The sequence below is a fragment of the Actinoplanes sp. NPDC023936 genome (assembly GCF_040639325.1).
Classification (GTDB): domain Bacteria; phylum Actinomycetota; class Actinomycetes; order Mycobacteriales; family Micromonosporaceae; genus Actinoplanes.
Genome location: NZ_JBEZZR010000012.1, coordinates 204,366 through 214,815 on the forward strand (window position 1 = coordinate 204,366; position 10,450 = coordinate 214,815).

A 10,450-nucleotide genomic window follows, 5' to 3' on the forward strand; every position below is an offset into this window, starting at 1 on the left:
CGCCGGTCCGGCCACCGCCGCGAACACCGCGATGGACTGCCCGACCAAGGTGCGCAGGTGTCAGGGCGTGACGCTCCGCATCAGCCCTTCGAGGTCCCGCTCGCCCTCTACCGTCTGCGCCCCCTTGGCCAGCGCCTCGGCCATCATCCGCTGCACTTCCGGACGGCCGATCAACGCCGCCCACGACTTCTGTTCCAGGGCGAACCCCGGAGTGAGGTCTTCGGGCGGCAGCGTCTGCTTCACCCCGGCGATCACACCCTCCGGCAGGGCGGCGATATTGCGCGCCACCCGATCGACGAAGGCGTCCAGATCCACCGCCGGCACCGCCCGGTTGATCCATCCGTACTCGGCGGCGGTCTTGGCGTCGAACAGTTCCCCGGTCAGGACGATCTCCAGGGCCCGGTTGCGGCCCATCCGTTGGCGCAGGTACTGCGTCCCGCCGCCGGCCGGGACGATGCCCATCAGTGACTCGATCTGCCCGAGCCCGGCGGTCTCCAGCGCCGCGAACGCCAGGTCGGCGGCGGCCACGACCTCGGCGCCACCGCCCCGCGCCTTCCCTGCCAGCTTCACGATCGTCACCTGTGGCTGATTTCGGATGAGTTCGCCGACTACCTGAAAAACGCTGACGCCCTCGGGAGCCTGAGCAGCCAGCCACTGCAGGACGTCCATCTGCTCGCCGATGCCCATGTCCACGTGAGCGCTGAAAAACTCCCGGTTCGCGCTGGAGAAAACGATGACCTTGGCCTGCGGATCCTCCCGCAATCCGGTCAGAACCGTATGCAGCTCGATCATCATCTGCGCGCCCAGCGCGTTCACTGGAGGGCTGTCCAGAACGATCCGGACGACGCCGTTGTCGCTGCTCACCTGCAGGGTCGAGGGCATGGTGGTGCTCCGTTCAGGCAATCCCGGGGTATTTGGCAGGCATCTAGGTATGCGATGCATACCTATGCTGGCCGGTAGCACTCGACGGCCACAAGAACGCACTTTGGGAGTACCAGGGATCATGAGAGATACCTACGGCCTCGGCGCCGCCACTTCCGACCCGGAGATGGTCTTCCGGTCCGACTGTCCAAGCCGGCCGATCCTGGACCAGATCGCCGACAAGTGGTCGATGATGGTCCTGGCCGTTCTGGAACGCCCCACCCGCTTCAACGAAATCAAGCGTCGTCTCGACGGGGTGACCCAGCGCGTCCTCACGCAGACTCTTCGCCGCCTGCAGCGCAACGGGATGATCGAGCGGACGGTGCTACCGACGTCCCCAGTCGGCGTCGAGTACTCGCTGACCCCACTGGGCGAGTCGCTCCGCGAGCCGTTCGGGCACCTGTACTCCTGGACGGTCCAGCACAGCCGCCAGATCCAGGACAGTCAACGCGCTTTCGACCAGTCGCTCTCATGAGCTCAGGCCTCTGGTTCAAGGCCATGCTCCGCGTACGTCGGCACCGCTCGACTACGCGCACTGACCCCACTGTCCTGAGGCCCGGCTAGTCGCCGATATGAGTAGACGGCCGGTTTGCCGGTTGTCCTTACCGTGAGGGCATCTACCGCCGCCAAGGAGGGCTGTGGGATGCAATCGAGCCAGTCTACTGCGAAGTCGCGCAAGGTCTGGGACAAAATGGCCGGACGTTATGACCGTGACATGCGCTTTTTCGAAGCCAAGATCTTCGCCGGCGGGCGGGAGTGGGTCTGTTCCCGGGCTGCCGGACGGGTTCTGGAGGTTGCGGTCGGTACCGGCCGCAACCTTCGTCACTATTCACCTGAGGTCGATCTCGTCGGGATCGAGCTTTCCCCGGCCATGCTGGTCATCGCACGTCAGCGCGCCAGCGATCTCGGCCGGTCGGTCGATCTTCGGGAGGGGGACGCTCACGCGCTGCCGTTTCCCGACGATTCGTTCGACACGGTTGTCTGTGTGTTCTCGCTGTGTGCCATCTCTGATGGGCAGGCGGCGTTGGCGGAGATGCGGCGGGTGCTGCGGTGCGGTGGCCGTCTTCTTCTGCTCGATCATGTGGAGAGCAGCCGGTTCGTGATCCGTGTGTTGCAGCGGGTCGCCGAGCGGATCACCGTTCCGTTGCAGGGCGAGCGGTACACCCTGCACACGCCGCCGATGGTGCGGGCCGCCGGTTTCGACATCGTCGAGAGTGAGCGGCTCAAGGCTGGTGTGGTGCAACGCATCCACGCCGTGAAGCCACAGCGATTTTGATTCACGAGCCTGGGCTGACCGGCTGGCGACCAAGGCCGGCGGATCGATGTCATCGAGTGGCCCAGCCACGCGTGGCCCTACCTTTACGGCCGAATATCTCCCGGTTGGGGCTGCCTGCGACAGGGCCGAAGGCCCCGCACCGTCCGGCGACGCGGACTGGCCGAGACAGGGAGTCCTCGTTCAGGCCGCGATGGCGCGTCCGGTCTTACCGACGGTGGGCAGGGAGCGGCCCGTGCGGGTGACAGTACATCGTCGGATGTACTGTTGAAGGTGTGGAGACGTTGACTCATGGCGCAGCGCTGGCACGGTTCGGGCACGCCCTGTCGGATGCGACCCGGGCCCGGCTGCTGCTGGCCTTGCGCAACGGCCCGGGGTATCCGTCGCAGCTGGCGGAACTGCTGGGCACGACCCGGCAGAACCTGTCGAACCATCTGACCTGTCTGCGCGGTTGCGGCTTGGTCGTGGCGGTTCCGGAAGGCCGCCGGGTGCGCTACGAGCTAGCCGACCCCCGGCTCACGCACGCCCTCGGCGATCTGCTCGGTGTCGCGCTGGACGTGGACCCGGAAGCCTGTCCCGACTCGGCGGAGAAGGGTTGCTGCTGATGGCCGGCCCACTGATCCCGATCACCGCGTCCGGGCCGTCGGCGCAGCGCCGGGCCGTGCTGAACCGCCGCATCCAGCTGCTGGTCGCCGCGACTATCACTTACAACGTGATCGAGGCGATTGTCGCGATCACCGCCGGGACGATCGCCTCGTCCACCGCACTGATCGGCTTCGGCCTCGACTCGGTCATCGAAGTGTCCTCAGCCGCCGCGGTGGCCTGGCAGTTCGCCGGGACCGACCCCGAGCGGCGGGAAAAGGCGGCGCTGCGGATCATCGCGATCTCGTTCTTCGCCCTCGCCGCCTACGTCACCGTCGAATCAGTACGCGCGCTGATCGGCGGCGCCGAAGCCGAACACTCCAGTGTGGGGCTGGTCCTCGCCGCACTCTCTCTGGCGATCATGCCCGGCCTGTCCTACGCGCAACGACGAGCCGGCCGCGAACTCGGCTCTCGTTCGGCGGTCGCCGACTCGAAGCAGACCCTGCTCTGCACCTACCTGTCCGGCGTTCTGCTGGTCGGTCTCGCGGTCAACAGCCTGTTCGGCTGGTCCTGGGCCGACCCGATCGCCGCCCTGGTCATCGCCGCCGTCGCGGTCAAGGAAGGCCGCGAGGCATGGCGCGGCGACGCATGCTGCGCGCTGCCGGCGACGATCTCGGCGCCGAAGCAGACGGATGCGTGCGGCTGCGCACCGGGTTGCGATTGCTGCGCCAGCCCGTCTACCTGACGGCTCCTAAGCAGCCGGCGACGAGTGCGGCGGTTGCACGCAGTTGGCTGCCGTCCGACCGTCAGCGGTCGCTGTCGAGACGGACAGAGTGGTTGAGTTGGCCGGTCTGCGACCTCGGCGGATCCGGCTTGCCAAGGTCACAGACCGAGAGCGCCGCCCTCGGTGAGTTCGGCCGCGAAAAGCGGCCGCACCGGGATCTTGGCCGGTGTCGCGCTGGCCGCATAATCCACAGGCAGCGAGATCGCTGGCTGCAGACTCGATGTCCTCAGATTCCCACCCTGACGAGCGTCGGTTGGTCGGCATCTGGGCGTGGCGCAGCCGGCGGAATCCGTGCTTTTGGCTGAGTTTGAGGGCTGCCCAAGTCGAGGTGTCGAGTGGGGCGGGAGAGGGCCTCCGTGCCGGTTTCGCGACCAAGATCTACGTAACCGCCGACCGGGACCCCGTAACGCGGGGTCCGGGGGCTCGGCCGCCGGGTGAAAGGTCAGCTGACCAGGCCCGCGATCCTCAGCGGGCATGGTCCACCGTCAGCGAGCGGGCGACGAGAATCGAACTCGCGTAATCAGTTTGGAAGACTGAGGCTCTACCATTGAGCTACGCCCGCATGAGCCCTGGCTTTCGCCGGGGCTCGGGCTACAGCTTACTGAATCAACTCCCCTCTGCGCGAACCGGATTCCCCAGCAGGTGACTCCTGCGCACACGCAGGTGAGTCGACCGCATACACTGGCCGTCGCCACGGGGTGTGGCGCAGCTTGGTAGCGCACTCGCTTTGGGAGCGAGGGGCCGTGGGTTCAAATCCCGCCACCCCGACTGAAATCAACTGTCCGCAGCAACAAGGAGTACGCCTGTGAAGAGCACCGTCGAGACTCTGAGCCCGACCCGGGTGAAGCTCGCCATCGAGGTGCCGTTCGACGAGCTCAAGCCGAGCCTGCAGAAGGCGTACCGGGAGATCGGCGCGCAGGTGCAGGTGCCCGGCTTCCGTCGCGGCAAGGTTCCGTCCGCGGTTATCGACCAGCGTGTCGGCCGTGGCGCGGTCCTCAACGAGGCCGTGCAGGAAGCCATCCCGCAGCAGATCCTTGCCGCGGTGCAGGAGCACGACGTCAAGACGCTCGGCCGCCCCGAGGTGGAGATCACCGAGTTCGCCGACAACGCGCCGCTGAAGTTCACGGCCGAGGTCGACGTTCGCCCGGAGATCACCGTTCCGGACCTCTCCACGATCACCGTGTCGGTTCCGGCCGTCGAGATCGGTGAAAACGAGATCGACGAGCAGATCAACGGCCTGCGTGAGCGCTTCGCCACCCTGAAGACCGTCGAGCGCCCGGCTGCCGAGGGCGACTACGTGCAGCTCGACCTCAACGCCACCGTCGACGGCGAGGAGGTGCCGGGCGGCTCGGCCACCAACATCTCCCACGAGGTCGGCAGCAAGCAGCTGCTCCCGGGCCTGGACGAGGTGCTCGTCGGCCTCTCCGCCGGCGAGGAGGCCAACTTCACCACCCAGCTCGTGGGCGGCGACTTCGCCGGCCGCGACGCCGAGGTGAAGGTCGTCGTGCGGACCGTCAAGGACAAGCAGCTTCCCGAGATCGACGACGACTTCGCCCAGCTGGCGAGCGAGTTCGACACCCTCGAGGAGCTCAAGGGCGACCTGCGTGAGCGGCTCACCAAGGTGAAGAAGGTCGAGCAGATCTACGCGGCCCGTGACGAGGCTCTCAAGCAGCTCGTCGAGGCCGCCGAGATCCCGGCTCCGGAGGGCGTCGTCAAGGAAGAGGTCGAGGGCCGCAAGCAGGCGATGACCGACCAGCTGGAGCGGATCGGCGCGACCCTGCAGGACTACCTCGCCTCCGAGGAGAAGACCGAGGAGCAGATCGACCAGGAGCTGACCGAGGCCGCTCAGGAGGGCGTCCGGATCCAGCTGCTGCTCGACACCATCGCCGACGCCGAGGACGTCCAGGTCTCCGACGACGAGTTCGGCCACGAGATCGTGCACCGGGCGCAGCGCGCTCAGATGCAGCCCCAGCAGTACTACGACCAGCTGGTGCGGTCCGGCGCCGCGGCCGCCGTCTTCGGCGACGTGCGCCGGGGCAAGGCGCTGGCCTCGGTCATGGAGCAGGTCACGATGACCGACAGCGAGGGCAACACCCTGTCCCTCGACGACCTGCGTGCCGCCGGCGAGGACGAGCACGCCGGCCACAACCACTGATCTTTGCTTCAAACGGCCACCGTGCAGCGCTTGCGCCGCGCGGTGGCCGTTGTCATTTGATGGGTACGGGCCGGGCGGGTGCGCTGTCAGCGAACACCTGCCCGAGCGGGAAGCTGATGAGCATCCGACCAGTTAGGTTGGTCGTACGACGGGAAACCTGCCGGCCGGACGCTCGGCCGACACAGTCAGCTGTGAAGGGCTGCCATGACCGATCTCCACATCCCCGCCACCCCCATGGCGCGGCGGGGCGAAGCACTCAGTGGCAACCTCGACGATTCGGTCTACAACCGCCTGCTGCGTGAGCGCATCATCTTCCTCGGCAGCGAGGTGACCGATGCGGTCGCGAACCGCATCTGCGCGCAGCTACTGCTGCTCTCCGCCGAGGACCCCGAGGCCGACATTCACCTCTGGATCAACTCGCCCGGTGGCTCTGTCTACTCGGGCATGGCGATCTACGACACCATGCAGTTCATCGACAACGACGTGTCCACCGTCGGGATGGGCATGGCGGCCTCGATGGGGCAGTTCCTGCTCTGCTCGGGGACCGCGGGCAAGCGCTACGCCCTGCCGCACGCGCGCATCATGATGCACCAGCCGTCCGGCGGCATGGGCGGCACGGCCGCCGACATCGCCATTCAGGCGGAGCAGATGCTCTACACCAAGAAGATGTTCCAGGAGCGGATCGCGTACCACACGGGACAGTCTCCGGAGCAGATCGCCGCCGACTTCGACCGTGACCGCTGGTTCACGGCGGCGGAGGCGAAGGACTATGGCTTCATCGACAAGGTGATCACCGGGGCCACGCAGGTCCCGGACGGTGCCGGAACGCTGAACTGAGGAGCTGACTATGACCGACCTTTCCATGCCTCCCGGGTTCGCTCCGGTGCACAACCGCTACGTGCTGCCCTCGTTCTCCGAGCGCACCTCGTGGGGGATCAAGGAGTCGAACCCGTACAACAAGATGTTCGAGGACCGGATCATCTTCCTCGGCGTGCAGGTTGACGACGCGTCGGCGAACGACGTGATGGCGCAGCTGCTGACGCTGGAGAGCACCGACCCGGACCGCGACATCCTGATGTACATCAACTCGCCCGGTGGCTCGTTCACCGCGATGACGGCGATCTACGACACCATGCAGTACGTGCGTCCCGACATCAGCACGGTCTGCCTCGGCCAGGCGGCCAGCGCCGCGGCTGTGCTGCTCGCCGGCGGCACCCCGGGCAAGCGGATGGCGCTCCCGCACTCGCGGATCATCATCCACCAGCCGGCCACCGAGGGCGGCTACGGTCAGGGATCCGACATCGAGATCCAGGCCCGCGAGATCATGCGGATGCGTACCCAGCTCGAGGACATGATCGCGCACCACTCGAGCCAGCCGGTGGAGAAGGTCCGCAAGGACATCGACCGCGACAAGATCATGACGGCGGACGAGGCCAAGGAGTACGGCCTGGTCGACGTGGTCCTGGCGACCCGCAAGAAGAGCCTGCAGACGGTCGGCGCCAGCAACTGAGCGCGCCGTGTCAGGGGGCGGCCGGACAGAGGCTAGACTGGCCGACCCCTGACACGCCCGTTTTGGGGGGTCGGAGAACAGCCCCACAGCGGGTAACGTCGAGTCTGCAGCCTCAGTTACGCGGGTCAGCGGACGATGAGATGGCAACGAGGCAATCCGCCTCGGACACGGACCGGTCAGTGATCGGCCATGAAATGCAGGGAGAACGTAGGTGGCACGGATCGGTGACGGTGGCGACCTACTGAAGTGCTCCTTCTGTGGGAAGTCGCAGAAGCAGGTCAAGAAACTCATCGCGGGCCCTGGGGTCTACATCTGCGATGAGTGCATCGACCTCTGCAACGAGATCATCGAAGAAGAGCTGGCCGAAACCGGCGAGGTGAAGTGGGAAGAGCTTCCCAAGCCGATGGAGATCTGCCAGTTCCTGGACAACTACGTGGTTGGCCAGGAGCAGGCGAAGAAGGCTCTCTCCGTTGCGGTCTACAACCACTACAAGCGGATTCAGGCCGAGTCGAGCGGCGCGCCCGGTGGTGGCAGCGACGTCGAGGTGGCCAAGTCCAACATCATGCTCATCGGTCCCACCGGTTGCGGCAAGACACATTTGGCGCAGACGCTGGCCCGCATGCTCAACGTGCCGTTCGCGATCGCTGACGCCACGGCACTGACCGAGGCCGGCTACGTCGGTGAGGATGTCGAGAACATCCTGCTCAAGCTGATCCAGGCCGCCGACTACGACGTCAAGCGCGCCGAGCAGGGCATCATCTACATCGACGAGGTCGACAAGATCGCTCGGAAGAGCGAAAACCCGTCGATCACCCGCGACGTCTCCGGCGAGGGCGTGCAACAGGCCCTGCTGAAAATCCTCGAGGGTACTGTCGCGAACGTCCCGCCGCAGGGCGGACGCAAGCACCCGCACCAGGAGTTCATCCAGATCGACACGACGAACGTGCTGTTCATCGTCGGCGGCGCCTTCGCCGGGCTGGACCGGATCATCGAGCAGCGCGTCGGACAGAGCGGCGTCGGCTTCGGTGCCCGGCTGCGGTCGATCTCGGAGCGGAACACCGACGACATCTTCAGCAAGGTGATGCCGGAGGACATGCTGAAGTTCGGCCTGATCCCCGAGTTCATCGGCCGGCTCCCGGTGATCACCACAGTGCGTAACCTCGACCGTGACGCGCTCATCAAGATCCTCACCGAGCCCCGCAACGCCTACGTGAAGCAGTACCAGCGGCTCTTCGAGCTCGACGGCGTCGAGCTGGAATTCGACGAGGGTGCTCTCGAGGCGATCGCCGACCAGGCCATGCTTCGTGGCACCGGTGCTCGCGGACTCCGCGCGATCATGGAAGAGGTTCTCCTCTCCGTGATGTACGAAGTGCCGAGCAACCCCGACGCCGCCCGCGTGGTGATCACTCGCGAGGTGGTCCTGGAGAACGTGAACCCGACGATCGTCCCGCGGGAGTTCGTCGGCCGGCGCCGGCGTCCGGACCGCGAGGAGAAGTCGGCCTGATCGGCCCTGCATCGTTGCCGCCGCCCGGTTCTCCGGGCGGCGGCTTTTTGTTGCGGTGCTGCTTTGCGGCGCTGCTCGGTGGTGCCGCTTTCGGGGCGTTGCGGTCTACGCTTCGATTCATGCGCGTCGCCGTCTGCCAGTTGAACTCACGCGATGACCGAGGCCGGAACCTCACGGTAGCCCGGAGCCTGCTCGAACGAGCCGCAGCGGGCGGCGCCGAGCTCGCGGTCCTCCCGGAATACGTCGATTTCCTGGGGCGCTCAGCTGACGCTCCGAAGCCCGAGCCGGTCGACGGGGAGTTCGGGGCGTTCTTCGCCGCCGCGGCCCGCGAGCTCGGGATCTGGGTGCACGCGGGCTCGTTCCATGAGATCGGGCCCGACCAGGACCGGACGTACAACACCTCGCTGGTCTTCGCGCCCGGCGGCACCCTCAGTGCCACCTATCGCAAGATCCATTTGTACGACGTGGAGATCGCCGGCCGGGTTTCCTACCAGGAGTCGCGAACCGTGGCGCCGGGCGCCGAGACCGTGGTGGCCGCGGTGAACGACATCCCGGTCGGCCTGAGCATCTGTTACGACCTGCGCTTCCCGGAGCTGTACCGCTCGCTCGCGGTGGCCGGCGCGAAGGTCCTCGTGGTCCCCGCCGCCTTCATGATGCACACCGGACGGGACCACTGGGAGGTGCTGCTGCGTGCCCGGGCGATCGAGAACCAGTGCTACGTGCTGGCCGCCGGGCAGATCGGCGACCACGAGCCGGGGCGGACCTGTTTCGGTCGCAGCATGATCATCGACCCGTGGGGGACCGTGCTCGCGCAGGCGCCCGACACGGTGGGGGTGGCGATCGCGGATCTGGACCTGGAGCGGCTGGAGACCATCCGCTCGGAGCTGCCGAGTCTCGCCAACCGACGGCTGTAAGGCCGCTACCCGGTGTACTGCGCCCGGCCGCTGTGAGGCCGGGCCAGTGGCTATGAGGGCGGGTTCTGTGCCCGATGAGGCTCAGGTCACAAACTCTGCACGAGGTAGCTGACGACGGCCAGACCGACCACCGCGCTGCCGACCAAGAGAAGAGCCCCGCCCATCCGGGAGGGGCCTCGCAGAAACAGCCGATGGACCGAGACAACCACCGTGACCAGCACAAGTAGGCCGATTACGAGTTGCCAGAGCGGCACGAGGAGGCCGAGAAAGGCGTCGACCGCCAGCGTCCCGGAAGGGTCCATGACGTCACTCTGTCACGGTTTCCTCTCGCCGTGTGCCACCGCGCCGCTCCCGGTGGTCATGAGCGTCGATTTGCGGTCACCCACCCGGGTCCCGTAACTTCTTCTCTGCAAGCGGGAAACCGGTACGGAGCGGCACGAAAGTGACAATCCGGAAGGCGACTCGGGAGCAGTCGAGAGCGAGCTAAGCTAGACCTCGACGATCCGGGCGGTGCGATCGGATCCAAGAAATTGGATTTGCGAACGCGACGCTGACCGGCTAGAGTGGTACAGCCGCCAGGGAAACGGACGGATGAAAATCCGGACGGCCTGGGCGAGCCACTCCACTTGGGCGAGGCCTTTAACGGCGAAACTCGACCAGGTACTTCGAACGGTTGCCTCAGATGCGGGCCTCATGATTGAGGTTCGACTTTGATGTGCGGTTGTTCTTTGAGAACTCAACAGGGTGCTTGAAAAGCCAGTGCCAATTATGGCAATACCCCGGCCTGTCCTTTGGGATGGGTTGGAG

At 66.3% G+C, this 10,450-nt stretch carries 11 protein-coding genes and 2 tRNA genes; 10 read left to right on the forward strand and 3 right to left on the reverse strand.

Going from position 1 to position 10,450, the window contains the following annotated elements; all coding sequences use genetic code 11:
- Positions 1-60: 60 nt before the first annotated feature.
- Positions 61-882: an enoyl-CoA hydratase/isomerase family protein gene (locus AB0F72_RS18730; RefSeq protein WP_360432395.1), complete on the reverse strand. Its 822-nt coding sequence runs from the start codon at positions 880-882 to the stop codon at positions 61-63.
- A gap of 121 nt (positions 883-1,003) precedes the next feature.
- On the opposite strand from AB0F72_RS18730, the gene AB0F72_RS18735 reads away from it, so the two are divergent.
- The 4 genes from AB0F72_RS18735 to AB0F72_RS18750 all read left to right on the forward strand — a co-directional run bounded on the left by AB0F72_RS18735 (position 1,004) and on the right by AB0F72_RS18750 (position 3,521).
- Positions 1,004-1,396 (forward strand): helix-turn-helix domain-containing protein, encoded by a 393-nt coding sequence (locus AB0F72_RS18735; RefSeq protein ID WP_360432398.1) that lies wholly within the window; start codon positions 1,004-1,006, stop codon positions 1,394-1,396.
- Between the two features lie 168 nt (positions 1,397-1,564).
- Positions 1,565-2,197: a methyltransferase domain-containing protein gene (locus tag AB0F72_RS18740; protein ID WP_360432401.1), complete on the forward strand. Its 633-nt coding sequence runs from the start codon at positions 1,565-1,567 to the stop codon at positions 2,195-2,197.
- Between the two features lie 272 nt (positions 2,198-2,469).
- Complete coding sequence (locus AB0F72_RS18745; protein WP_360432404.1) at positions 2,470-2,799, forward strand: metalloregulator ArsR/SmtB family transcription factor; 330 nt, start codon at positions 2,470-2,472, stop codon at positions 2,797-2,799.
- The gene (locus AB0F72_RS18750; protein WP_360432406.1) at positions 2,799-3,521 is read left to right on the forward strand and encodes a cation transporter; all 723 of its coding nucleotides are present in this window, start codon (positions 2,799-2,801) and stop codon (positions 3,519-3,521) included. Before AB0F72_RS18745 ends, AB0F72_RS18750 begins: the two co-directional genes overlap by 1 nt.
- A 530-nt stretch (positions 3,522-4,051) precedes the next feature.
- On the opposite strand, the gene AB0F72_RS18755 is transcribed toward AB0F72_RS18750, so the two are convergent.
- Positions 4,052-4,122: transfer RNA gene (locus tag AB0F72_RS18755), tRNA-Gly, on the reverse strand.
- A gap of 132 nt (positions 4,123-4,254) precedes the next feature.
- Between AB0F72_RS18755 and AB0F72_RS18760 the strand changes: the two genes are divergently transcribed.
- The 6 genes from AB0F72_RS18760 to AB0F72_RS18785 all read left to right on the forward strand — a co-directional run bounded on the left by AB0F72_RS18760 (position 4,255) and on the right by AB0F72_RS18785 (position 9,643).
- Positions 4,255-4,328, forward strand: a tRNA-Pro gene (locus AB0F72_RS18760).
- A gap of 37 nt (positions 4,329-4,365) precedes the next feature.
- Complete coding sequence (gene tig / locus AB0F72_RS18765; RefSeq protein ID WP_360432409.1) at positions 4,366-5,715, forward strand: trigger factor; 1,350 nt, start codon at positions 4,366-4,368, stop codon at positions 5,713-5,715.
- Between the two features lie 204 nt (positions 5,716-5,919).
- Complete coding sequence (locus tag AB0F72_RS18770) at positions 5,920-6,552, forward strand: ATP-dependent Clp protease proteolytic subunit (RefSeq protein ID WP_360432412.1); 633 nt, start codon at positions 5,920-5,922, stop codon at positions 6,550-6,552.
- Between the two features lie 10 nt (positions 6,553-6,562).
- A complete protein-coding gene (locus tag AB0F72_RS18775; RefSeq protein WP_360432415.1) occupies positions 6,563-7,225 on the forward strand; it encodes an ATP-dependent Clp protease proteolytic subunit in 663 nt (220 codons plus the stop codon).
- Between the two features lie 211 nt (positions 7,226-7,436).
- Entirely contained in the window at positions 7,437-8,729 is a 1,293-nt protein-coding gene (gene clpX / locus AB0F72_RS18780; RefSeq protein WP_360432418.1) for an ATP-dependent Clp protease ATP-binding subunit ClpX, read from the forward strand.
- A 119-nt stretch (positions 8,730-8,848) separates the two neighbouring features.
- Positions 8,849-9,643 carry a carbon-nitrogen hydrolase family protein gene (locus AB0F72_RS18785; RefSeq protein ID WP_360432421.1) on the forward strand — a complete coding sequence of 265 codons (795 nt, stop codon included), beginning with the start codon at positions 8,849-8,851 and terminating at the stop codon, positions 9,641-9,643.
- 86 nt (positions 9,644-9,729) lie between these two features.
- Here the strand turns inward: AB0F72_RS18785 and AB0F72_RS18790 are convergent, their stop codons facing one another.
- The gene (locus AB0F72_RS18790; protein WP_360432424.1) at positions 9,730-9,945 is read right to left on the reverse strand and encodes a hypothetical protein; all 216 of its coding nucleotides are present in this window, start codon (positions 9,943-9,945) and stop codon (positions 9,730-9,732) included.
- Between the last annotated feature and the right edge of the window lie 505 nt (positions 9,946-10,450).

What these genes read in the sequence shown, in the direction of transcription:
- AB0F72_RS18730 (WP_360432395.1), bottom strand. Translation starts at nt 882, where the DNA reads ATGCCCTCGACCCTGCAGGTGAGCAGCGACAACGGCGTCGTCCGGATC.
- AB0F72_RS18735 (WP_360432398.1), top strand. Translation starts at nt 1,004, where the DNA reads ATGAGAGATACCTACGGCCTCGGCGCCGCCACTTCCGACCCGGAGATG.
- AB0F72_RS18740 (WP_360432401.1), top strand. Translation starts at nt 1,565, where the DNA reads ATGCAATCGAGCCAGTCTACTGCGAAGTCGCGCAAGGTCTGGGACAAA.
- AB0F72_RS18750 (WP_360432406.1), top strand. Translation starts at nt 2,799, where the DNA reads ATGGCCGGCCCACTGATCCCGATCACCGCGTCCGGGCCGTCGGCGCAG.
- AB0F72_RS18770 (WP_360432412.1), top strand. Translation starts at nt 5,920, where the DNA reads ATGACCGATCTCCACATCCCCGCCACCCCCATGGCGCGGCGGGGCGAA.
- AB0F72_RS18775 (WP_360432415.1), top strand. Translation starts at nt 6,563, where the DNA reads ATGACCGACCTTTCCATGCCTCCCGGGTTCGCTCCGGTGCACAACCGC.
- AB0F72_RS18785 (WP_360432421.1), top strand. Translation starts at nt 8,849, where the DNA reads ATGCGCGTCGCCGTCTGCCAGTTGAACTCACGCGATGACCGAGGCCGG.
- AB0F72_RS18790 (WP_360432424.1), bottom strand. Translation starts at nt 9,945, where the DNA reads ATGGACCCTTCCGGGACGCTGGCGGTCGACGCCTTTCTCGGCCTCCTC.